The organism is Amycolatopsis sp. NPDC043887, from assembly GCF_056435665.1.
Window position 1 is genome coordinate 10554 of sequence record NZ_JBWKEB010000032.1, and the last position, 25520, is coordinate 36073.

A 25520-nucleotide genomic window follows, 5' to 3' on the forward strand; every position below is an offset into this window, starting at 1 on the left:
AAGTCCGTGAAGACCTCCTTGAGCGACCAAGGAGGTCTTCACGGAACGAAGCGGGTCAGGACTCCATGGCCTTGACGAGCGAAGCGGGCCGCAGGTCCGTCCAGTTGGTCTCGACGTATTCGAGGCACTCCGGACGCGAAGCGGGGCCGAACTTCGTGGTCCAGCCCGCCGGGACCTCGACGAACTCGGGCCACAGGCTGTGCTGGCCCTCGTCGTTGACCAGCACCAGGTACGTGCCGTCGGGGTTCTCGAACGGGTTCGTCATTCCTTGTTCTCCTTCTTCGTGGCCGGTGAATCAGCCCGGCGGATGAGCGCGTCCAGCGCGAGGAACCAGCTTTCGGCGAGTTCCCGCACCGAGTCTTCGGTGAGCACGGCCTCCGGCCAGGACCAGTGTGCGCCCAGTTCGGGGCCGCCGGGGCGGTCCTCGGTCACGACGTCGACCGTCAGCGCGTGCGAGACCGGCATCCCGTCGTCGGCGCCGAGTTCGGCCGCCTCGGCCTCCGCGGCGTACGACCAGTCGGCAGCCTCGGGGACACCGATCCGGCCCAGGTAGTTGAACTCGATCTGCGGCTTCGCCAACTTCGCGAGCTCAGGGCCGGTGCGCGGGTCGAGATACCGGAGCAGGCCGTACCCGATACCGCCGTCCGGCAGCCCGTCGAGATGGGTCCGGACCCGTTCGAGCGCCTCGCCGGCGGCGGCTCCGCCGTCGAACGCGTCGTCGAGGTCGAGGTCGCCGAGGTCCAGGCACACCGGGACGACGCTGGTGAACCAGCCGACCGTCCGCGAAAGGTCCGCGCCGGCGACCAGTTCCTCTTCGCGGCCGTGTCCCTCGACGTCGACCAGCACCGCCTGTCCCCCGTCCCGGCGCCACCGGGCGACGGCGAGGGCGAGGCCGGTGAGCAGGACGTCGTTGATCGTCGCCCGGAACGCCGACGGAACCCGGGACAGCAGCGGGGCCGTCCGCTCGGCGGGCAACGTCAGCGACACCTTCTTCACGGTCGCCGCCACGTCCCGCGAGGGGTCGAGCGGCCGGTCCAGCGGGATCGGATCCCCGCCACCCAGTACCGACTTCCATCGATCCAGCTCGCCGGCACGATCCTCGGTGGACAGGGCCCGTGACCATCGCCGGAACGAAGTGTCCACAGAGGACAGTTCCGGCTTCCCGCCGAGCGCGACCGCGTCCCAGGCGGAAGCGAGGTCCGGCAACAGGATCCGCCACGACACACCGTCGACGGCGAGGTGATGGATCATCAGCAGCAACCGTCCGGGCGCCGACGGCCCCGCGTCGAACCACGTCGCGCTCAGCATCACTCCGGCGTCCGGGTCCAGCCGGGCACGGGCCGGCTCCGCGTGCCGCTCGATCAGCGCGAACAGATCACCGTCCCCAACGTCGACGCGCTCGATGTGCACGTCGGCGGATTCGGCCACCCGGAGCGCCCAGCCGTCCACCGACCGGTCGAGCCGCGCGCGCAGCATGTCGTGCCGCGCGGCGACCGCGCCGAGCACGGTCTTCAGCTGGTCACCGGTCATCCCGGACGGCGTCCGCAGCAACGCCGCCTGGTGGTAACCGTCGATCGGGCCGCCGAGTTCGCGGAGCGCGTGCATGATCGGCGTGAGCGCGACCGTGCCGTCGTCCTCGATGCTCTCGGCGACCTCGGCCAGCGCCTCGACCGTCCGGCGCGCGAACACGTCGTGCGGGGTGATCTTCAGCCCGGCGGCACGAGCCCGGCTGACCAGCCGCATCGCGACGATGCTGTCCCCGCCGAGGGCGAAGAAGTCGTCGTCGGCGCCGAGTTCCGGCACATCGAGCACCTCCGCGAAGAGCGCGCACAGTGCCTTCTCCCGTGCGGTCTCGGGCGCCCGGCCACCTGCCAGCTCCGTGTAGTCCGGCGCGGGCAGCGCCCGGCGGTCCAGCTTTCCGTTGGACAGCACGGGAAGCGCGTCGAGCGAGACGAACGCCGCCGGCACCATGTAGTCCGGCAGCGTCTCGGCCACGAACCGCCGCAGCTCCTCACGGTCCGCGGTCGAAACGACATACGCCACCAGTTGCTTGACCCGCGGGTGGTCCTCACGCACCAGGGCGACCGCCTGCGCGACGTCCTCGTGCCGGTCGAGCACGGCCTCGACCTCACCGGGTTCGACCCGGAAGCCGCGGATCTTCACCTGGTCGTCGGCGCGCCCGCCGAAGTCCAGCCGCCCGTCCGCGGTCCAGCGGGCCAGGTCGCCGGTCCGGTACATCCGGGCCCCCGCCGGGCCGAACGGATCCGCCACGAACCGCTCCGACGTCAGCGCCGCCCGACCGAGGTAACCCCGGGCGAGCCCGGAGCCGGCGAGGTACAGCTCCCCGGTGACTCCGGGCGGCACCGGCCGCAGTGCCGAGTCCAGCACGTAGGCGCGGGTGTTCGCGACCGCCCTGCCGACCAGCGGCTTCTCGCTGTCGCCGATCCTCGCGACCAATGCGTCCACTGTGGACTCGGTGGGCCCGTACAGGTTGAAGGCCTCGGTTCCGTCCAAACCGGCCAATTGGCGCCACAGGCTCTCGGGCACCGCCTCGCCGCCGACACCGATCACGGCGAGCGGACATCGGTCGCCGTCGAGCAGCCCCGCGTCCGCCATCTGCGCGAAGAACGACGGCGTGACCTCGATGAAGTCGAAGCCGTCCCGCTCGATCATCGCGGCCAGCAGTTCGGGGTCGCGCCGGGTCTCCTCGTCCACGATGTGCACGGCGTGCCCGTCGAGCAGCCACAGCTGCGGCTGCCAGGAGGCGTCGAAGGAGAACGACCACGCGTGTCCCACCCGCAGGTGCGGTTTGCCGGTGGCCTCGACCGCGGGCCGGTGCAAGGTGGCGCGGTGGCTGTGGAACAGGTTCACCACGCCGCGATGCGGGACGACGACCCCCTTGGGCGTCCCGGTCGAGCCGGACGTGTAGATCACGTACGCCGGGTGTTCCGGGTCGAGCGGGCGGACCCGGTCTCGATCGGTCAGGTCATGGGCCTGCCGGTCCTCGGTGACGAGCGCGCACAGCGCCAGCGTCTCGATGTCGTTCCGCGGCAACGACTCCAGCAGTTCAGGCTCGGTCAAGATCAGCTTGGGTCGCGCGTCCGCGAGCATCGCGGCCAGCCGCTCGGCCGGGTAGTCCGGGTCGAGCGGCAGATACGCCGCCCCCGCCTTGTGGACCGCGAGGATCGCCAACAGCACGTCCGCCGAACGCGGCAACGCCAACGCGACGAAGTCCTCGGCTCCCACGCCGTGGGCGACCAAGGCCCTGGCGAGCCGGTTCGCGCGCTCGTTGAATTCGGTGAAGGTCAAGGCGACCTCGCCCGAGACCACCGCCGTCGCGTCGGGCGAACGCCGCACCTGGTCCTCGAACAGACCGGCCACAGTGGACGGTTCGACGGCGAGCGCCGTGCCGTTCCACTCCCGCACGATCAGGTCGAGGTCGGCCTCGGCCAGGATGTCCACCCTGCCGACCGGGACGTCCACGTCGGACACCATGGCGGCGAGTACGCGTTCCATCGCCGGGAGAAGCCGTTCCGGCAGACCGGCCTCGAACAGATCGGAGCGGTACTCGGCGGTGAGCTTGAGCCGTGTGCCGGGTTCCACCGCCCAGGTGAGCGGATAGTGCGTGGAATCCTCGTGGCGCACGATCTCCCCACGCAACCCGGCGCCGGTCTCGTCCTCGTCCGCACCGGGGTAGCTCTCGAACACCATCAGCGTGTCGAACAGCTCTCCCAGCCCGGCGCCGCGCTGGATGTCGGCGAGCCCGAAGTGCTGGTGCGCCAGCAAGCCGGACTGCTCGTCCTGGACCCGGTCGAGCAGATCGCCCAGCTTTTCGGCCGGGTCGAGCCCGATCCGCACCGGGATCGTGGTGATGAACAGGCCGATCATCCGCTCGACCCCGGCCAGTTCGGGCGGGCGCCCGGCGACCGTCGCGCCGAACACGACGTCCGACCGGCCGGTCAGCCTGCCGAGCACGATGCTCCACGCGGTCTGGACGAGCGTGTTCAGTGTCAGACCGCGCGAGCGGGCCACCGCGGCCAGTGCCTCGGTCGCTTGCTCCGGCAGCTCCAGCGACAACCGCTCCGGCAGGGCCGGGACCCGCTGCGGGTCGTGCGGGACGAGATGCGTCGGCTCGGTCAGGCCGTCGAGCGCCTGCCGCCAAGCGGCCTCCGCCGCCTCCCGGTCCTGGTCCCCGAGCCAACCGAGATGGTCGCGGAACTGACGTGCGGGCGCCAGGTCGGCGCCGGCGTACAGCTGGGACAGCTCGGCGAACAGCTGCGGCACCGACCAGCCGTCGAGCAGGACATGCTGGTGGGTGAACACCAGCCGGTGCCGTCCGTCCGGCAGGGCCATGAGCAGGAATCGCAGCAGCGGCGCGCTGGCCGGGTCGAAGCGGCGCCGATCGTGGACCGGCTCCGCCTCGGCATCCTCCATCGAGGCCACGAACCGCCACGGAACGGTGACCGAACGCGCCACCAGCGCGACCGGACGGCCGGACGCGAGGTACCGGTAGCCGGTGCGCAGGACGGCGTGCCGGTCCAGGAGCGACTGCGCGGCCTCGCGCAGTCGCTCCGGATCGAGCGGCCCGTAGAGATCGAACGACACCTGCACGGTGTAGACATCGGGTCCGTCGCCGTCCATCGTCGCGTGGAAGAGCAGCCCGGCCTGCAACGGCGTCAGCGGCCACACCTCGGCCGTGTCCGGCGCGACGTCGAGGATCTCCGCGCGTTCGCCCGCATCGAGCTCCACCAACGGCTTCCTGGACGCGGGCGCGTCGAGCCGCACCGAGCTGACCTCGGCCAGGGCCGCGACGGTCCGGTGCCGGAAGACGTCACGCGGGCTCAGCAGCAGCCCGGCGCTCCGCACGCGGCCGACCATCTGCATCGCGACGATGCTGTCCCCGCCGAGGCGGAAGAAGTCGTCGTGGATGCCCACCTTGTCCAGTCCGAGCACAGCGGCGACGAGCGACGCGAGCAGCTCCTCGCGTGGTGTGCGCGGGGCGTCGCCGGTCACCGCGTCGGTGAAGTCCGGCGCGGGCAGCGCTTTACGGTCGAGCTTCCCGTTGGGTGTCAACGGGAACGCGTCCAGCACCACGAACGCGGACGGCACCATGTACTCCGGCAGAGTGGCCTCGGCCAGCCGCCGGGCCTCTTCGACGTCCGCCTCCCCCGCCAGGTAGGCGACGAGCCTGCCCTCGCGCAGGACCACCCGCGCGGAGAGCACGGACTCGATCTCGCCCAGCTCGATCCGGAAGCCGCGCAGCTTGACCTGGTCGTCGGCGCGGCCGAGGTACTCGAGCGCGCCGTCGGCCCGCCACCGCGCGAGGTCACCCGTGCGGTACATCCGCTCCCCGGCCATGAACGGGTTCGCCACGAACCGCTCGGCGGTCAGCCCCGCCCGGCCGAGATAGCCACGCGCGAGCTGCGCACCCGCCAGGTACAGCTCCCCCGCCACGCCCGGCGGCACCGGCCGGAGCCGGGCGTCGAGCACGTGTACCTGGGTGTTCCACACCGGACGTCCAATGGGGACGGTGTCATCGACGACCTCCCAAGAGGTCACGTCCACCGAGGCTTCGGTCGGGCCGTAGAGGTTGTGCAGCGGGACGTCCACGCGGGCCGCCAGCTCCGACGGCAGCGCCTCGCCACTGCACAGGACGCGGCGGACGCCGTGCCACGCCGGCTCTTCGGCGAGGAACGCCTCCAGCATCGACGGGACGAAATGCAGGGTCGTGATCCGCTGGTCCCGGATCAGTGCTTCGAGGTACGCCGGATCGCGGTGGCCGTCCGGTTTGGCGACCACCAGCGTCGCGCCGGTGATCAGCGGCCAGAAGAACTCCCACACCGACACGTCGAAACTCGACGGCGTCTTCTGCAACACCCGATCATCAGCCGTCAGACCATACTCGTCCTGCATCCACAACAACCGGTTCACGATGCCGGAATGCGGCACCACCACACCCTTCGGACGCCCCGTCGAACCCGACGTATAGATCACATACGCCGGAGACGACGGATCCACGACCCGGCCCAGACTCTCACCGGAGTAACGATCCAAGACGGGCAGCTCATCGAGGACGACCGCAGGCGCGGCGTCTTCGAGCATGAACGCCAGCCGGTCCGCCGGATAGTCCGTGTCGAGCGGCAGATACGCCGCGCCCGCCTTGTGCACGGCATACAGCGCGACCACGAGATCGAGCGACCGCGGCAGCGACACCGCCACCACCGACTCCGCACCCACACCCCGCTCGACCAGCCACCGCGCCAGCCGATTCGCGCGTGCATCGAACTCGGCATACGACAGCTCGGCGTCCTCGAACACCACAGCGGGCGCGTCCGGCGCCCGCGCCACCTGCGCCTCGAACAACTCCGGCAGAGTGGTCGCGGGGACGTCGTGCGCGGTGTCGTTCCAGCGCCCGAGCTGGGCGCGCTCGTCTTCGCCGAGGATGTCGAGTTCGCCGACCGGGATCGCGGGATCGGCGGCGACCTGGTCCAGAACGGCGACCAGGCGCCGCGCGAACGACTCGGCCGTGGCGTGGTCGAACAGATCGGCGCTGTACTCGATCGCGCCCGAGATCCCGTCGCCGTTCTCCAGGAACCCGAACTCGAGGTCGAACTTGGCGACGCCCTGCGCGAACTCTTCCTGGACCGCACGAAGACCGGGCAGCTCCAGCCCCTCGCCCGATTCGGGCAGGTAGACCACCATCACCTGGAACAACGGGTGCCTGGCCAGCGAACGTTCCGGGTTGACCGCGTCGACCAGGCGCTCGAACGGCAGGTCCTGGTGTTCGGAGGCGGCGAGGTCGGTCGCGCGCACCCGCGAGAGCAGGTCGCCGAACGCCGGGTCACCGGACAGGTCGGTGCGCAGCACGAGCGAGTTGACGAAGAAGCCGATCAGCGGCTCCAGCCGCTCGTCGACGCGGCCCGAGCTCGGTGCGCCGAGCGGGATGTCGTCCCCGGCGCCGAGCCGGTGCAGCAGTGCCGCGACCGCGGCCTGCGCCAGCATGAACATGCTGACGTCGTGCCGCCGGGCGACCGCACGCAGGCGCTCGGTGAGCCCGCCGTCGATCGGGAAGGTGACGAGACCGCCGCGATGGCTCGACTCGGCAGGCCGTGGCCGGTCCGTGGGCAGGGCCAGTTCGTCCGGCAGTCCGGCCAGCGCTTCCCGCCAGAAGTCGAGGTGTGCGGGAGCCGTCGAGTCGAGCAGTTCCCGTTGCCACAAGGCGTAATCCGCGTACTGGACGGGCAGTTCAGTCCACTGTGGAGCGGCCCCGGCCAGACGAGCGTCGTACGCCGCGGCGAGGTCCGCCATGAGCGGCCCTTGTGACCACTCGTCCGTCGCCACGTGATGGATCACCAGCAGCAGGACGTGCTCCCGTGGCGACACGGCGAAGACCGTGGCCCGGATCGGGAGTTCCTCGTCGAGGGCGAATCCGCGACCGGCCTCGGCGGACAACTGCGCCGGAAGGTCTCCGGCTGCCTCGAAACGGACCATCGGACGCGTGTCGGTCAGGATCCGCTGCGCCGCGACGCCCTTCTCCTCGGCGAACACGGTCCGGAGTGGTTCGTGCCGCTCGACGAGGTCGCCGATCGCCGCGCGCAGCGCGTCCGCGTCCAGTTCGCCGTGCAGGCGCCAGGCGAGCGGGATGTTGTAGGTGGACGTGACCCCTTCGAGCCGGTACAGGAACCACAACCGTTGCTGCGCGGGCGAAAGCGGCAGCACGTCCGGCCGGTTCCCGGCGCTCAGGGCCGGCTGCGCGGACGGGCCGGCGAGTCGTTCGGCCAGCGCGGAGACGGTGGGGGCGTCGAAGACGTCGCGGACCGACACCGTGGCGTCCATGCTCGCCGAAATCCGGCTGACCAGGCGCATCACCAGCAGCGAATGCCCGCCGAGGGCGAAGAAACCGTCATCGATCCCGACCCGCTCGACGCCGAGCACGTCGGCGAACAGCGCGCACAGGGCCGATTCCCCCGCGTTCCGCGGCCCGCGGCCTTCGGTGGTCGCGAACTCCGGCGCGGGCAACGCCTTGCGGTCGAGTTTGCCGTTCGGGGTCAACGGGATCTCGTCGAGGACGACGAACGCCGACGGCACCATGTGCTCCGGCAGCTTCGCCGCAACCGCTTCCCGCAGGTCTTCGACCGAGCCGACGATGTATGCCACCAGTCGGTCTTCGCGAGCGACCACCACGGCACGCGAGACGGATCCGGACGCGGTCAAGGCAGCCTCGACCTCACCGAGTTCGACGCGGAAGCCGCGGATCTTGACCTGGTCGTCGACACGGCCCAGGAACTCGAGGACACCGTCCGCGGACCAGCGCGCGAGGTCCCCGGTGCGGTACATGCGCGCACCAGGGCCGCCGAACGGGTCGGCGACGAACCGCTCGGCGGTCAGCCCCGGCCTGGCCAGGTATCCGCGAGCGAGCTGCACGCCGGCGAGGTAGAGCTCACCGGGGACACCGGGCGGGACCGGGTTCAACCGCGCGTCCAGCACGTACGTCCGCGTGTTCCACACCGGACGTCCGATCGGGACCAACGGCCTCGTTTCGACGGCCGCACGCCACGCCGTCACGTCGACGGACGCCTCGGTCGGGCCGTAGAGGTTGTACAGCGGGACGTCCACGCGGGCCGCCAGCTCCGACGGCAGTGCCTCGCCACTGCAGATCACGCGCCGCAGGCCCGTACACGTCGCGGTCTCCAGAAACAGCGCGAGCATCGACGGGACGAAGTGGACGGTGGTGATCCCGGCGGTGCGGATCAGCTCCGCGAGGTACGCCGGATCGCGGTGGCCGTCCGGTTTGGCGACCACCAGCGTCGCGCCGGTGATCAGCGGCCAGAAGAACTCCCACACCGACACGTCGAAACTCGACGGCGTCTTCTGCAACACCCGATCATCAGCCGTCAGACCATACTCGTCCTGCATCCACAACAACCGGTTCACGATGCCGGAATGCGGCACCACCACACCCTTCGGACGCCCCGTCGAACCCGACGTATAGATCACATACGCCGGAGACGACGGATCCACGACGCGCCCCAAATTCTCACCGGAGTAGCCGTCCAAAACGGGCAGCTCGTCGAGCACGACCGCGGGCGCCGCGTCTTCGAGCATGAACGCGATACGGTCAGCCGGATAGTCGCGGTCGACCGGCAAATAGGCGCCACCGGCCTTGTGCACGGCATACAGCGCGACGACCAGGTCGATCGACCGTGGCAGCGACACCGCCACCACCGACTCCGCACCCACACCCCGCTCGACCAGCCACCGCGCGAGCTGATTCGCCCGCGCGTCGAACTCGGCATACGACAGCTCGGCGTCCTCGAACACCACAGCGGGCGCGTCCGGCGCCCGCGCCACCTGCGCCTCGAACAACTCCGGCAATGTCGCGACCGGGACTTCACGAGCCGTGCGGTTCCACTCGGTCACCCGCGCGAGTTCGTCGCCGACGAGGACGTCGAGCGCCGCGACCGGCCGCTTCGGCTCGGCCGTGACCTGCTCCAGCAAGGACGTCAGCCGGGTCAGCAACCGTTCGGCCGTCGTCGCGTCGGCGAGGTCCTCGGCGTACTCCAGCATCAGCGTGGCGGTGGTCCCGTCGTCGACCATCGTGAAGTGCAGGTCGAACTTCGCCATGCCGGTGTCCATCTCGAACCACTCGGCGGGCAGCCCGAGCACGTCGTGCGCGTCGCTCTGCCGGTGGTAGCCCACCATCACCTGGAACAGCGGGTTGCGGCCCGGCACCCGGGGCGGGTTCAGCTCCTCGACCACGCGCTCGAACGGCAGGTCACCGTGCGAGAACGCGGCGAGATCCGCTTCGCGCACCCTGTCGAGTAGCGCGGCGAACGTCGGCGCGCCGGAAAGATCGGTCCGCAGCACCAGCGTGTTCACGAAGAACCCGACGAGGTCGTCGAGTGCCGCGTCGGTGCGTCCGGCGATCGGGGCGCCCAGCGGGATGTCGTCTCCAGCGCCGGTCCGGTGCAGCAGCGCGGCCACCGCCGCCTGAAGCACCATGAACGGGCTCGCTCCCGCCTTCGCCGCCAGATCGCGTACAGCGGCCGACAGTTCCTCGGAGAGCGGGGACTTGACCTTTCCGCCCTTGCCCGTCGGCCGGAGCGGACGGGGACGGTCCAGTGGCAAGGTCAGCTCGTCCGGCGCCCCGCGCAAGGAGTCGGCCCAGAAGGCGACCTGAGCGGCTCCGCGCTGGTCGAGGAAGTCCCTCTGCCACAACGCGAAGTCGGCGTACTGCACCGGGAGATCCGTCCATACGGGAGCCTCGCCCGCCCGCCGGGCCCGATAGGCCGAGGTCAGGTCGCCCAGGAACGGCCGGTCGGACCATTCGTCGGTCGCGCTGTGGTGCAGGACCAGCGAGATCACCTGGTCGCCGTTGCCGAGGCCCAGCACCCGCAGCCGGACCGGGATCTCCGTCGCCAGGTCGAACGGCGTCCGGGAGAGCTCGGCGATCCGCGCGGCCAGACCGTCCTCGTCACACTCCTCGACGGCGAACGGGATCTCCGGCGCGTCGAGAACGCGCTGGCAGGGCTCCCCGTCGTGCTCGGCGAGAACGGTCCGCAGGACCTCGTGCCTGCCGAGCACGTCGCCGAGCGCGGCACTCAGCGCTTCGATGTCCAGCTCGCCGCGCAGGCGGAAGGTCAGCGGGAAGTTGTAGGCGACCGCGTTCGCTTCCATCCGGTCCACGAGCCAAAGGCTGCGCTGGGCCGCCGAAAGCGGGATCCGGTCGGGGCGCTCGGCGCGGACCACCGCCGGGCGAGCCGGTTCGCCGCCACCGGCGCGAGCGGCCAACTCGGCCACCGTCGGCGCCTCGAACAGGTCACGGATGGCCAGTTCGGCGCCGAGTTCGGTCCTGGCCCGGCTGATGAGCCGGGTGGCGAGCAGGGAATGACCGCCGAGATCGAAGAAGTTGTCCTCGACGCCGACCCCGTCCACGCCGAGGACCTCGCCGAAGAGCGCGCACAGCGTCTCCTCCTCGGCGGTCTCGGCCGGGCGGCTTTCGGCGAGCCGCACCGTCTGCTCTGCGTCCGGGAGCGCCCGCGTGTTGAGCTTGCCGTTGTCGGTCAGGGGCAGCGCGCCCAGCGTGACGAAAGCGGACGGGACCATGTAGTCCGGCAGTTCCGTCTTGAGCCTGTCCCGCAGGCGCTGCACCAGCTCGCCGCCGCCACGGGCCGCCGTCGGGCTCGTGGCGTACTTGGCCAGATTCGTGCCGAGGGAGAGCGGCAGATGCACACCGGTGACCAGCGCTTCCGTCTGTCCCTTGTGGACGAACACGGCCTCGAAGGCGCCCTCGGCCGACCAGGTGCAGTACACCCGGAACCCGAGCCGGTCACCGAGTTCGTGCACGTCCTCGGGCTCCACACCACGGGAAGCGCGGAACAACGCGAGGACGTCGACGAGCGGCGCGCCGGCGTCCAAGGCACGCGTCGCCTCGACCTCCGGAGCCTGCCGGGCGTCCGGGATCCGGCTCACCCGCAGCGTTTCCACGCCGGAGAGACGGTCCTCCAGCGCGGCCAGGGAGCCCACTTCGTCCCAGGACACGCGCGGCGCCTGAGCGACCGACACCGTCTCGGCGGGTTCCTTCATGAGGACCGCGTCGTAGCGGTACCGGCTCAGTTCGTTGTGCAGCCGGGCCCGTTTGATCCGGACCTGCGCGGCGACGTCCGGAAGCCGCCGCGCGAGCGCGGTGAAGTAGTCCGGGTCGATCAGCAGTTCCTTCTCCAGCGCGGCACCGCGTTCGATCGCGCGCCGCACCTGGGCGACGTCGGACGTCGCGTCGGCGCGGGTGAGCTGGATCGCGGTGTGGAAGGCGCGGGCGAGCCGCAGGTTCCGGATGTCGCCGACGAACAGCGCGCCGCCGGGCGCCAGCAGGCCGATCGCCTTCGTGATGACGTCGGTCAGGTAGTCGACGCTCGGGAAGTACTGGATGACGGAGTTGATCACGATCGTGTCGAACCGGCCGGCCGGCAGGCCGTCGAACACGTGCGCCGGCTGGGCCCGCAGATTCACCCTGGCCGCCAGGCCCGGATCCTGTTCCAGCTCACGGTTCAGCTTCGCGATCACCGGCGCGGCGAGGTCGGTGCCCCAGTACTCCCGGACCAGCGGCGCGATCTGCCCCATCAGCAGACCGGTGCCGACGCCGATCTCCAGCACCCGTTCCGGCTTCAGCTCGGCGATGCGGTCGACGGTCGCCCGCCGCCATTCCCGCATGTGCTCCAGCGGGATCGGTTCGCCGTCGTAGCTGGAATCCCAGCCCGCGAAGTCCTCGGTGAACAACGCCGTCGGGATCTCGGTGTACTCGTCGGAGTAGATCTGCTGCCATTCGCCGACCTGGTCGGCTTCGGCCTCGGCCCGCGCGTCCCCACTCAGTTCGGCCGGGACGACGTACCCGATGAGCCGTTGCAGACCGGGCGCCGATGGGTCCGGCCGAGCGATGACGGCGGCCTGCGCGACCTCCGGGTACCGGCTGAGCGCGGTCTCGATCTCGCCGAGTTCGACGCGGTAGCCGCGGATCTTGACCTGGTCGTCGGTGCGGCCGAGGAAGTCGAGATTGCCGTCCGGGCGGCGGCGCACCAGGTCACCGGTGCGGTACATGCGCCCGCCACCGGGCACGAACGGGTCGGCGACGAACCGTTCGGCGGTCAGCCCCGGCCGGCCGAGGTAACCGCGGGCCAGCCCCTCGCCCGCGATGTAGAGCTCACCCGCGACACCGTCGCGGACCGGCCGGAGCCAGGCGTCGACGATGTAGGCGCGCGTGTTCCAGATCGGCTTGCCGACGGTCGGGGTGTCGCTGTCGGTCGTGCCGCCGCCGAGCGTGTTGATCGTGTACTCGGTGGGTCCGTACAGGTTGTAGCCGTAGGTCCCGTCGGTGTCCCGCAGCCGGTTCCACACCGACTCGGACACCGCTTCGCCACCGAGCAGGACGAGCGCCGGCCGGTGCCCTTCCAGCAGACCTTCTTCGATCAGCAAGTGGGCATACGTCGGCGTCACGTTGACGACGTCGACCTCGTGCTCGTCGCAGTACGCCACGAGCGCCCGCGCGTCCCGGCGCAGTTCCTCGTCGCAGACGTGGACCTCGTGCCCTTCCACGAGCCACAGCAGTTCTTCCCAGGACATGTCGAAGGCGAACGACACGGTGTGGGCGATCCGCAGCCGCCTTCCGCCCGCCGACGCGATGGCCGGGGCGAAGACGGCGCCCTGGTGGTTGAGCTGCATGTTCGTCAGGCCGCGGTACGGCGTGACGACACCCTTGGGCTTTCCTGTCGAGCCCGACGTGTAGATGACGTACGCCGGGTGCTCCATGCGGTCCGCGCGGCCGCGCGCGAACAGCGGGCGCTCGGCGTCGGAGATCGGGCCGTCGCCGAACGCCCTGTCTTCGTGGTCGTCGACGAGGATCCGCGGCGTGTTGCCGGGCAGTGTCGCCGAGACCTCCTTCGTGGACACCAGGCACAGCGGCCGGGCGTCCTCCAGCATCACCGTGAGCCGGTCGACCGGGTAGTCGAGCTCCAGCGGCAGGTACGCCGCGCCGGTCCGGAGTACGGCGAACAGCGCGACGACCATGTCGATCGATCGCGGCAGGCCGAGCGCGATCACCTGTTCCGGCGCGGCCCCCCTCGCCAGCAGCAGGCGGGCCATCCGGTTGATGCGCGCGTCGAGTTCGGCGTAGGTCAGGTGCTCGTCACCGAACACCAAAGCGGTCGCGTCCGGGGTCCGCCCCGACTGGACGGCCAGCAGATCGGCGATCGTGTCGTCGACGACGGGATGCTCGGCCTCGGCCCAGCCCGCCTCCAGCGCCGCACGGTCCTCGGCGGACACCGTCGCGAGCGCGGCGACCGGTTTCGCCGGGTCTTCGACGATCTGCGCGACCAGTGACGTGAACCGGTCCAGCACCGACGCGGCCTCGGCGGCGTCGATCACGTCGTCCCGGTACGACACCGTGATCCGGATTTCCTCGCCCGGCGTGACCACCAGCGTCAGCGGGTAGTGCGTGGCGTCGATGTTCAGCAGGCCGGTGATGCCGTGCCGGTGGCGCAGGCCGTCGCGCCGTTCGTCGCCGTCGGCGTTGCGCAGCACGAAGAGCGTGTCGAACAGGACGCGGTGCCCGGCCTCCCGCTGCAGGACACCGAGGCTCATGAACTCGTACGGAGTCAGGTCCATGCGCTCGGACTGCAAGCGCCGCACCAGGTCCAGGACGGATTCGCCCGCGTCGAGCCGCACCCTGGTGGGCACGGTGTTGAGGAACAGGCCGATGGTGTTCTCGATTTCGGGTACGGCGGCGGGCCTGCCCGCGACCGCGGCGCCGAAGACGACGTCGGTCCGCCCGGTCATGGTCGAGAGGACCAGGCCCCAGGCGGCGTTGAGCACGGAGTTCACGGTCAGGCCGTGCCTCCGGGCCTGTTCACGCAGTCCACGGCCGAGGTCGGCGGGCAGCACCGTGTCCAGGTTGACCGGGGTGGACGGCACCAGATCCCGGCCTTCCGGGCCGATGACCGTCGGCTCCGCGAGACCGGACAGCGCCTCGCGCCACGCGTTCGTGGCCGCCTCGATGTCCTGCCGGTCCAGCCAGCGCAGGAAGTCCACATAGGACCCCGCGGCGGGCAGTGTCCGGTCGTCGCCGCCGAGGTCGTACAGCGCGAACAGCTGCTCAATGAACAGCCAAGCGGACCAACCGTCCCAGAGCAGCAGGTGCCGGTTCAGCACCACACGGTCGCGTCCGTCGCCGAGCCGCACCAGTTTCAGCCGGAACAGCGGCGGGGCACCGAGGTCGAACCGCGTCGCGCGGTCCTCGGCCATCAAAGCGTCGAGGCGTTCCCGCCGCTCGTCCTCGGGCAGGGCGGAAAGGTCCACTTCGGACACCGGAGGTTCGGCCTCGGCCGCCACGAACTGCACCGGCCCGCGCAGCCCCTCACTGGTGAACCCGGCGCCGAGACTCGGGATCCGGCGCAGCAAGGCGGCCACCGCCGCCCGCAGCCGGTCGGCGTCCAGGCGGTGATCGAAGTCGATCGCCTCCTGGATCGTGTAGATGTCGACCCGGTCGGAGTTGTAGCTGGAGTGGAAGAACAGGCCTTCCTGCAGCGGCGACAACGGCCAGACGTCGGCGACCGGCACCGGGCTGACCCGCTCGACGCGGGCGATCTCCTCCTGCGTCAGCGACACGAGTTCGAGGTCGGACGGCGTGAGGCCCACCGGCGCGTGCGTGTCCACGGCCGCGAGCTCGCGCACGGCCGCGAGCCAGCGGTCGGCGAGCGCTCCGGCCGCACCCGCGAACGTCGCCGTCAGCCTCGGCCCGTCCGCGGTCTCCTCGCAGGCCACCCCGATCCGCAGGGCGTGGTCTCCGGACGGCGGCACGGCCGCGTGCCCGGCCACCTGCCACTCCCCCGGGCCGGCCGGGATCCGGCCGTCGTAGCGCAGGGCGATCCGCGGCTTCGGGAGCCCGGCCAGCAACGGGCCGGTCTGGACGTTGAGGTAGCGCAGCGGGCCGTAGCCCTCGGGCGTCGTGCGGACGGTCTCCTTGACGGCCTTGAGCATCGCGAGCGGTTCGCCAGTGGCGGTGATCCGCACCGGGAGGACCGACGTCAGCGCGCCGACCGTGTCCGAGGTGTCCACCCTGCCGTGGAGATCGACGACGAGGTCGCCGTCGACGGCCATTTTCAGCGCGGTCAGGAGGACGTCGGTCACGTCGCCGTGCACGGCCGACGGGAGCGCTCCGACGAGCGTCCGGGTGTCCTCGATGGACAGGGTGATGCGACGTTCGGCGACGTCGCCGGAAATCTCGGTGGAGCCGGGCGCCAAGGTCCCTGCCCAGTGCTCGATCTCGCCGAGCAGCGCGGGATCCTGCGCTTCGTCGGTGATCCGGCGGGCGATCGTCCGCAGCGACGTCCGCACCGGGGCGAACACCGGCGGGCGGCCGTCGGTCACCGCCTGCCAGGCGATCGCGAGATCGGCCGCCACCGTCGCCCAGCTCCGCGCGTCCAGCAGGACCGGATGGGCGACCAGGAGCAGCCTGCCCGGCTCGTCGAACCAGACGGCCTGCAGCAGGCTGTCCGGCAATCGGTCGGCGGCGTCCCGGTATTCGTCCGCCAAGGACCCGGTCGCGTGACGAAGCAGATCCGCCGCCTGAACCGTCCCTTGTGGACGGACTTCGAGCGACCACAGCACCGAAGCGACCCGCGACAGTTCGAGCCGCAGGCCGTCGTGGTGGTCGAGCACGAGTTGCAGGGCGGCGGCGAGCGTCTCGACGTCGGCGCCGGAGGGCACGGTCAGCAGCACGGACTCCGGCTGGACCGCGTCGCCGAGTTCCCGCAGCCTGAGCACTTCGGGAAGGAGAGGCACGGCGCCGACACCGTCGGCGACGGCCGTCGGCTCGGCAGGTGCGGCGGAGGCGGCGAGCGCGGCCGGGGTCCGGAGCTCGAACACGTCTTTGGGGCTCAGTCCGAACCCGGCCCGCCGGGCGCGGCTCGACACGGCGATCGACGAGATGCTGTCGCCGCCCAGCAGGAAGAAGTCCCCGGCGGCGCCGACCGCGTCCAGGCCGAGGACGTCCGCGAAGATCCGTGCGAGTGTGCGTTCCCGGTCGTTCCCGGCCACGGCCGCGGGCCTGGCGGCCTCGGGCGCGGGCAGGGCGCGGACGTCGAGCTTTCCGCTGGGGGTCAAGGGGAATTCGTCGAGGACGACGAACGCCTGCGGGACCATCGGCGCCGGCAGGGCCTCGCTGACGGCGGCACGCAGCCGCTCCGGATCCGCGGTGCCGACGACGTAACCGACGAGCGCGCCGTCCTTCGCGACGACCGTGGCGGCCGTGACCTCCGGCAGCGCGACGAGGACGGCTTCGATCTCGCCGAGTTCGATCCGGTTGCCGCGGATCTTCACCTGCCGGTCGGTGCGGCCGAGGTACTCGATCTCGCCGTCGGCGCGGCGCCGCACCAGGTCACCCGTCCGGTACAGCCGCTGCCCCGGCTCACCGAACGGGTCGGCGACGAAGCGTTCGGCGGTCAGGCCGGGCCGTCCGTGGTAACCGCGGGCCAGCTGGACACCGGCGAGATACAGCTCGCCCGCCACGCCGTCGGGCACCGGGCGGAGACAGCCGTCGAGGACGTGCACCCGCGTGTTCCACACCGGACGGCCGATGGGCACAGTGGCGCCCTCGACCCCAGTGCCGGCGAAGAAGGTGACGTCCACGGCCGCTTCGGTGGGGCCGTAGAGGTTGTGCAGCGGAACGCCGGTGAGCGAACGCCAGCGGGCGGCGGTCTCGCCGGTCAGCGCCTCACCGCTGGAGAACACCCGGCGCAACGATCCCAGGTCGCCGGTGGCCTCCTCACTGCCGAGGAACGCGGTGAGCATCGACGGGACGAAGTGCAGGGTGGTGATCTTCCGCTCCCGGATCACCCGCGCGAGATACGCGGGGTCGCGGTGGCCGTCCGGTTCGGCCAGGACCACCGCGGCGCCTTCGCAGAGCGCCCAGAAGAACTCCCATACCGACACGTCGAAACTCGACGGCGTCTTCTGCAGCACGCGATCCGAGGCCGTGAGCCGGTACTCGTGCTGCATCCACGCGAGCCGGTTGACGATCGCGCGATGCGTGACGGCCACGCCCTTCGGCCGCCCTGTCGATCCGGAGGTGTAGATCAGGTAGGCGGTGTTGTCCGGTCCGGCGGCCGCGCCCTGCACGTCGTCGACGGGCTCACCGATGACGGGAACCTGCGTCAGCCCGGCGACGACCGGGATCCGCGCGGCCGTCCCGGGTTCGGACAGCACGAGGCGCGCACCTGAGTCGGCGAGCATGTATTCGAGCCGGTCTGCCGGATAGTCGAGGTCGATCGGCAGGTAGGCGGCGCCGGCCTTGAGGACCCCGAGCAGGGCGACCATCAGCTCGGCCGACCTCGGCACGGCGACGGCGACGACCTCTTCGGGACCGGCCCCGAGGGAACGCAGCCTGCGAGCCAGGTTCTCCGCGCGGGCGTCGAGGTCCGCATAGGACAGTTCGGTGTCCCTGAACACGACCGCCGTCGCGGACGGCGTCTTGGCGACCTGCTCGGCGAAGGCCTCGGCCAGCGTTCGCTCGGGCACCGGGTGCGAGGTCGCGTTGAGTTCGGCCAGACGGCCGCGTTCGGCGGGCGACAACAGGTCGAGGGCGGCGACCGGCAGTTCGGGGTTCACGGTCAGCGTCTCCAGCAGGCGGGCGAACCGCTCGGCGAGCTGCCCGGCCGCGACCACGTCGATCCGCGCGGCGTCGAACTTGAGGCTGAACTCCAGGTCTTCACCCGGTGTCACGATCACCGCGACCGGGAAGTGCACCGCGTCGGTGACCTCGACACCGGTGAGACGGACGGTTCCGGGCGCGCGTACGTCGTCACGCGGGAAGTTCTCGACGACCACGAGGGTGTCGAACAGTTCTTCCTGCCCCGCACCGGCGAGGCGCTGCAGTTCGCCGAGGCCGAGATGCTGGTGATCCAGCAACGCCGCCTGCTCGTCCCGCAGCCGCCGCAGCACGGCGGAGACGGTCTCGGATCCCGACCAGCGCAGCCGCACCGGCACCGTGTTGATGTAGAGGCCGACCGCCGACTCGATACCGGCGGCACCGCTGTCACGGCCGGAAACCGTGCTGCCGAACAGCACGTCATCCCGGCCGGTGAGCCCACCGAGCAAGAGTCCCCACGCGCCGTGCACCACAGCGCCGAGGGTGAGACCGTGTGTGCGAGCCATGGCCGACAACGCCTTCGTCGCCTGCTCGCCGAAGCTCAGCTGCAGCCGCGACGGCTGTCTCCTCGCCCCGGCCCGTGCCTCGACCAGCCGGGTGGGTTCGTCCACTCCGGACAGTGCCGTGCGCCAGGCCGCGCGCGAAGCCTCGTGATCACGGGACGCGAGCCGCCGCAGGTGGTCGGCACGGGTGTCCGGCTCCGGGAGCGTGGCGTCCGCTCCCTCGTGACCCGCCAGCAGTTCACGGAGCAGCACCACGACCGACCAGCCGTCGGCGATGATGTGGTGGAACGTCAGCGCCAGCTTGGCGTGACGCTCATCGAGCCGGGTGAAGGTCGCCCGCAGCAGCGGCGGCCGGGCGAAGTCGAACCGGCGCGCGCGATCGGCTTCGAAGGCCTCCACGGCGTCTTCGGCGGCCACCTCACGCCACGGCAGTTCGGCGTGCCGGGTCACCGTCTGGACGACCTGGCCGCCGTCGAGCTGCCGGAAGCCGGACCGCAGCGACGAATACCGGTCCAGTAGCGCCTGCGCCGACCGGCGCAGCGCGTCGGCGTCGACGTCACCCTCGAGGTCCAGAACCTCCTGCACCGTGTAGATGTCCGCGGCCTGGCCACCTTCGAACTCCGCGTGGAAGAAGAACCCTTCCTGCAACGGCGTCACGGGAAGGACGTCGGCGTACTCGGCGAGAGACGCGCGCTCGGCGCTTGTCAGCTCCAGCAGCGGCCGCTCGTCCACAGTGGACTCCGCGGTGACGTCTTCCGCGCAGGCGGCGAGCCCCTCCGGCGTCCGATGCTGGAACACCTGGCGCGGGGTGATGGCGAGACCGTGTTCGGCCACGCCCAGCACCAGCCGGATGGACAGGATGCTGTCGCCGCCGAGTGAGAAGAAGTCGTCATCGGCACCCATCGAGGCCAGCCCGAGGACCCGCGCGGCGACATCGCACAGGATCCGCTCGCGTTCGGTGCGCGGCGCGCGACCGGTGGCGGCGGCGCCGAAATCCGGCAGGGGCAATGCGGTGCGGTCGAGTTTGCCGTTCGGCATGATCGGCAGCCGGTCGAGGTCCACGAACGCCGACGGCACCATGTAGTGCGGCAGCGCCGATTCCGCGTGGGCCCGCAGGTCCTTGAGCAGCGTCGGTGATCCGCCCGCCCCCGGGACGACGTACGCCACCAGCCGCCGATCCCCCGCCTTGACCTCGCGTGGCACGACGGCGATCCGCTCGGCCCCGGTGAACGTGGCGAGCGCGGACTCGATCTCCCCCGGTTCGATCCGGAACCCGCGGATCTTGACCTGGTGATCGGTGCGGCCGAGGAAGTCGAGGTTCCCGTCCGCCCGCCAGCGGACCCGGTCGCCGGTGCGGTACATCCGCTCGCCGCCGCCGGTGAACGGGTCGGCGACGAAGCGTTCCGCCGACAGTCCCGGACGTCCCGCGTAGCCCCGCGCGAGACCGCGTCCGCCGACGTACAACTCCCCTTCGACGCCGACCGGGACCGGCCGCAGCGCGGTGTCGAGGACGTAGCAGCGGGTGTTCGGATCCGGAACGCCGATCGGGATCGGGCCGGTCCAGCCGGGCTCGGCCGCCCACAGCGTCGAGTTCACCGTCGCCTCGGTCAGCCCGTACGCGGCGACGACCCGCAGGTCTTCGGCCCAGCGCGCGATCAGCTCCGGTGGGACGGTCTCGGTGCCGACGATCAGCACCGCGCCGTTCGGCAGTTCGCAGTCCGGCGGCAGCGCCGCGACCAGCGACGGTGGCAGGATCATGTGCGTCGCCGCGTTGTCCGCGATGTAACCGGTCAGTTCGACGCCCGCGACCCGGCGATGCGACGGGACCACGATCAGCGTCCCGCCGACGCACAGCGACATGACCAGATCCCAGACCGTCACGTCGAAGCCGGTGGAGGCGAACTGCACCACCCGGCTGTCTTCGCCGATGCCGATCCGTTCGGTCGCCGTGCTGATCAGGCTGCCGATCCCGTCGTGGGACAGGACCACGCCCTTCGGCTTCCCCGTCGAGCCCGAGGTGTAGATGACATACGCGGCCTGGCTCAGCGCGATCCCGCTGACGTCCACAGTGGACGATTCGAGCGCCGCGAGTTCCGCGGTGATCTCGGGATCGTCGAGCAGGATCCGCTCGACGTCCACACCGGACGGCAGCTGCGCGGACTCCTCCACAGTGGATACCACGAGTTCCGCGCCCGCGTGCGAAAGCATGTACGCGAGGCGATCTTCGGGGTGGTCGAGGTCGAGCGGGAGGTACGCGGCGCCGGCTTTCATCACGCCGAGCAGGGCGACGACGAGAGCCGCCGACCGCGGCATCGCCACGCCGACGACGTCCTCGTCACCGACGCCGCGTCGCCGCAGCAGCCGGGCGAGCCGGTTGGCGGCGGCGTCGACCTCGGCGTAGGTCATCCGGACGTCCTCGCAGACGACCGCCTCCGCGTCCGGCTTCCGCGCCACGACCCGGGCGAACGCCTCGGGCCAGGACACCTCGGGCGACTCCGCGACCGCCGTCCCGAGCGCCAGGACCCGGGCACGTTCCTCGACGGTGAGCAGGTCGATCGCGGCCAGCGGCAGGTCCGGCCCCGCCACCAGGGCATCGAGCACCTCGGCGTACCGGCGACGGTGATCGGCGAGTTCGTCGTCGGAAGACACGGACTCGTCGGCGTCGAAGTCGAACCGGAGCCCGCGGCCCTCACCGGCGTCGTACACGGCGATGGCGACGTCGCTGATCGGCCCTAGTTCGAGGTTGTGCACCGTCGCGCTCGCGTCGCCGAACGCGAGTTCGCCGTCCACGGCCATGTAGTTGACGCTCAGCCCGACGAGTTCGTGCACCCCGCCGCTCGCGCCGAGCTCGCGGGCGAGGTCCTCCCCGCGGTACCGGCTGTGTTCCAGGAGCGCGGAGACCTTCTCCGCGACCTGGGCGACGAGCTGCGCCGGCGTCGTCTCAGGGCGCACCGTCAGGCGCAACGGCAGGACGTTGGAGACCATGCCCGGCTGCTCACGCAGGGCGCGGGTGCTCCGCGCGGTGACCGGCAGCCCGAGAACGAGATCTTCGGCGCCGGTCACCCGGTGGGCGTACGCCGCCACCGCGGCGATCGCGACCCGGGACAGCCTCGTTCCGGCGTCGAGCGCGAACTTGCGCAGGCGACCGGTCTTCGCCGCGGGGAGCTCCCACGAATGCCGCCGCAGTCGGACCTGACCGGACGACGCGCGGCCGAGCAGCCGCACCGGATTGGGCCTGCCCGCGAGTTCACCGAGCCAGTAGTCGCGGTCGGCCTTCGCGTCGTAGTCCGCCTCGGTCGGCCCGGAAAGCGGCCAGGAGACCTCCTCGGCGGTGCCCGAATAGAGGGCAGCCGCGCGACGGGTCAGGACGGCCTGCCCGTGCGCGTCCATCACCAGATGGTGGTAGCGCTGGAACCAGCGGACCCGGTCCGCGGCCAGGACGAGCAGTGCGTGCGCGGTGAGCGGCCCGCGGCCGGGGTCGGTCACCACGGCGAGCTCGGCCCGCGCCCACTCGTCCGCGGCCCGCTCCGGATCCGGCTCGCCGGTGAAGTCGAGGACCGCGACCTCTCCGGGGGCGACCGGCCGCTGGACCGGCGTGTCGCCGTCCAGCTCGACCGTGACGTGCAGGCATTCCGCCTCCGCGACCGCCCGCCGGACGGCGTCACCCAGCCGGGGGACGTCGACGTCGCCGCGAAGCTCGGCGAGCCAGCCGATCGTGTAGATCGGATCGGCCGGGTCGAGCTGCTGCGCGAGCCAGATCCCCTGCTGTGCCGGGGACAAGGGAAAGCCGCGGTTCATCGGGTCGCCTCCACCGTTCAGAGCTTTCGGGATCGTCCGCGCCTCAGGCTGGCCCGGTCCCGCTCACCGCGTACTCGGGCCGGGACGCGCCCGCGGCCCGGCGGTCCACAATGGACTGGAGGATCTCCCCGACCCGGACGGCGGTGTTGGACAGCAGCGACGACGTGATGCCGTGCGTGTGCTCCGTGCCGCCCTGCAGGTAGATCCCGCCGTCCAGCGGCGGTTCGGTGACGATCCGGTAGTCGCGCTCGACCCGCAGCCTGCCCTCGTCGTCGCGCGCGCAGGCGGAGGCCAGCTCACCGAGCAACGGTGTCGGGTCCGCCGGGCTGTACCCGGTGGCGTACACGACGAAGTCGGCGTCGAGCCGGGTCCGCTCCCCCGTCTCCAGCGCTTCGACGGTGACCCGCACTTCGGAGCCGGTGTCGGTGACCTCGGTGGGGCGGGAGACGTTGATGAGCTTCAGCCGCTCGATCCCCTGCACCTTCTCGCGGTAGACGCGCCGGTACAGCTCGTCGATGAGTTCGATGTCCACGGCCGAATAGTTGGTCGCCCCGTGGTAGCGCATCAGCCGGTCCTTGACCTCAGCCGGCGCTTCGTAGAACCGCCCGACCGCCTCGGGGTCGAAGATCCGGTTGGCGAACGCGCTGTCGTCGGCCGGGCTGTAGCCGTACCGCGCGAACACCGCGCACACCTCGGCCCGCGGGAAGCGGTCGTGCAGCAGCGCGCTCACCTCGGCCGCGCTCTGGCCGGCACCGACGACGACGAACCGGCGCGGCTTCTCGGCGGACATGCCCTCCAGCCGGTGCAGGAGTTCGCTGTTGTGCCAGATCCGTGTGCCCGGCGTCACACCTTCGGGGAGGTTCGGCCGCAGGCCGGTGCCCATCACCAGATTGCGGGCGCGCAGATTCACCAGTTCGCCGTCGGTCCGCGCGTGCACGTCGAAGAACACGATCTCGTCGCCCTCGAAGACGGGAGTCACGGAAAGTACTTCCGTACCGTAGGAGACCAGGTCGTCGACCTTCTCGGCCGCCCATTCGAAGTAGTCGTGGAACTCGATCCGCAGCGGGAACAGGTTCTTGTGGTTGATGAAATCGACCAACCGATCCTTGCTGTGCAAATACGACAGGAAGCTGAACGAACTCGTCGGGTTCCGCATCGTCGCCAGGTCCTTGAGGAAGGACACCTGCATGGTCGCGTTGTCGATCAACATCCCGCGGTGCCAGCCGAAACGCACCTGGCGCTCGAGGAAGTGGGCGGTGACGGTCTCCGCCCCCGGCGCGGCGTTGTGCTCGGTGACGGCGATGGCGAGCGCGAGGTTCGAGGGACCGAACCCGACCCCGACCACGTCGTAGACCGGAACCCGTTCACCGACCACTGCTCGTGCCATCTTGAACCCCTAGCGCGGCTCAGCCGCATCTCGGTACTTCGTTACAAAGACCAGGGAACCCTAACCTAAGTTAGGTGAGGCTCAACTAGTACTTTCAGTGGTGATGTTCATCCCTCGACCAGGAGGAGGCCGGTCCCATGCGGGTCGCCATGTTCGGATACCAGACCTGGGGACACCGCACCCTGCGGGCGTTGATCGACGCGGGGCACGACGTCGCCCTCGTCGTCACCCACCCGAAGAGTGACCACGCCTACGAGAAGATCTGGTCCGATTCCGTCGCGGACCTCGCCGGGGACAACGGCATCCGCGCGCTGCTGCGGCAGCGTCCCGACGACCCGGAACTGCTGGCGGAGCTGAAGGAAGCCGATCTCGACCTGATCGTCGCCAACAACTGGCGCACCTGGCTGCCACCCGAGATCTTCGAGATGCCGCGGTACGGCACCCTGAACGTCCACGACTCGCTGCTGCCCGCCTACGCCGGCTTCTCGCCGCTGATCTGGGCACTGATCAACGGCGAGAAGGAAGTGGGCCTCACCGCCCACATGATGGACGCCGACCTCGACGCGGGCGACATCGTGCTGCAGCGCGCCGTGCCGGTCGGTCCGAAGGACACGACGACCGATCTGTTCCACCGGACGGTCGAGCTCATCGCGCCGATCACCACCGAGGCGATCGAGCTCATCGCGAGCGGCGACTACACACCGGTCAAACAGGACAGGTCGAAGGCCAGCTTCTTCCACAAGCGTGCCCTTGAGGACAGCCTCATCGACTGGTCCTGGCCCGCCGAGGAGATCGAGCGGCTGGTGCGCGCGCAGTCCGATCCGTATCCCAACGCGTTCACTTATCACCGCGGGAAGCAGCTGCGCGTGATCCGCTCGTCGGTGTCGGTGGGTCACTACGGCGGCACCCCCGGCCGGATCTTCATCCGTGAGGGTGACGGCGTCGTGATCGTCGCCGGGCCGGAGTCGCGCCGGGGCCGGTCGCACGGTCTCGTCATCGAGCGGGTCCGGACCGAGGACGGCACCGAACTGACCGCGAACGAGTACTTCCGCACCATGGGTGGTTATCTCACCTCGCGCCCTTAAGGTGGCCCACGGTTCGACAGCCACCCTGGAGGGAACGTCATGCCGGAGAAGATGACCGACGATCAGCGCCGCGCATTCCTCGCCGAAGGCACCCGCACCGCCGCCTTCGCGACGGTCCGCCCGGACGGCAGGCCGCACGCGGTCCCGATCTGGTTCGCCCTCGACGGGGACGACATTCTGGTCAACCTGGGCGCGGACACCGTCAAAGGCAAGGCGCTCAAGGAGAATCCCCGCGTCTCGGTGGTCGTCGACGACCCGGTGCCGCCCTACTCGTTCGTGAGCGTCGAAGGGGTCGCGAAGATCGTTTCGGCCCCGGACGGCGTCCGAGCGGGTTCGGAGTCGATCGCCCGGCTGTACCTCGGCGAAGCCGGGCATGAGGCCATCGACGACTGGCTGGCGTACGCGACGTCTCCGGGCAAGGTGATCGTGCGGGTACGGCCGGAGCATTTCGTGGCGATCGCGAAGGTCGGCAGCTGAGAGGCTTCGGTCTCCGCACCGGTTTCCCTTGCCCGCCCGAGTCCGTGAAGGCCTCCTTGCCTACCTTCAGGGTA

General features: G+C 70.7%; 5 protein-coding genes. 2 read left to right on the forward strand and 3 right to left on the reverse strand.

Annotation, left to right across the window (positions count from 1 at the left end):
• Window positions 1–55: 55 nt before the first annotated feature.
• The 3 genes from AC069H_RS41985 to AC069H_RS41995 are packed head-to-tail and all read right to left on the reverse strand — an operon-like array spanning window position 56 to window position 23884.
• The gene (locus tag AC069H_RS41985) at window positions 56–265 is read right to left on the reverse strand and encodes an MbtH family protein (RefSeq protein ID WP_007029404.1); all 210 of its coding nucleotides are present in this window, start codon (window positions 263–265) and stop codon (window positions 56–58) included.
• Window positions 262–22497, reverse strand: coding sequence for a non-ribosomal peptide synthase/polyketide synthase (locus AC069H_RS41990; RefSeq protein WP_478236053.1), 22236 nt, complete (start codon window positions 22495–22497; stop codon window positions 262–264). The genes AC069H_RS41985 and AC069H_RS41990 overlap by 4 nt, the downstream gene beginning before the upstream one ends.
• 43 nt (window positions 22498–22540) lie before the next feature.
• Window positions 22541–23884 (reverse strand): lysine N(6)-hydroxylase/L-ornithine N(5)-oxygenase family protein, encoded by a 1344-nt coding sequence (locus tag AC069H_RS41995; protein WP_478236054.1) that lies wholly within the window; start codon window positions 23882–23884, stop codon window positions 22541–22543.
• 137 nt (window positions 23885–24021) lie between these two features.
• Here AC069H_RS41995 and AC069H_RS42000 point away from each other — a divergent pair, with 137 nt between their 5' ends.
• Together AC069H_RS42000 and AC069H_RS42005 are read left to right on the forward strand one after the other, a co-directional pair.
• On the forward strand, window positions 24022–24969 hold the full coding sequence (locus AC069H_RS42000) for a methionyl-tRNA formyltransferase (protein WP_478236055.1): 948 nt from the start codon (window positions 24022–24024) through the stop codon (window positions 24967–24969).
• Window positions 24970–25008: 39 nt separating this feature from the next.
• Window positions 25009–25446: a PPOX class F420-dependent oxidoreductase gene (locus AC069H_RS42005; protein WP_478236056.1), complete on the forward strand. Its 438-nt coding sequence runs from the start codon at window positions 25009–25011 to the stop codon at window positions 25444–25446.
• The last annotated feature ends 74 nt before the right edge of the window (window positions 25447–25520 follow it).

Bases quoted from the DNA above. Each gene is read 5' to 3' on its own strand.
- AC069H_RS42005 (WP_478236056.1), top strand. From the start codon at position 25,009: ATGCCGGAGAAGATGACCGACGATCAGCGCCGCGCATTCCTCGCCGAA.
- AC069H_RS42000 (WP_478236055.1), top strand. From the start codon at position 24,022: ATGCGGGTCGCCATGTTCGGATACCAGACCTGGGGACACCGCACCCTG.
- AC069H_RS41990 (WP_478236053.1), bottom strand. From the start codon at position 22,497: ATGAACCGCGGCTTTCCCTTGTCCCCGGCACAGCAGGGGATCTGGCTC.
- AC069H_RS41985 (WP_007029404.1), bottom strand. From the start codon at position 265: ATGACGAACCCGTTCGAGAACCCCGACGGCACGTACCTGGTGCTGGTC.
- AC069H_RS41995 (WP_478236054.1), bottom strand. From the start codon at position 23,884: ATGGCACGAGCAGTGGTCGGTGAACGGGTTCCGGTCTACGACGTGGTC.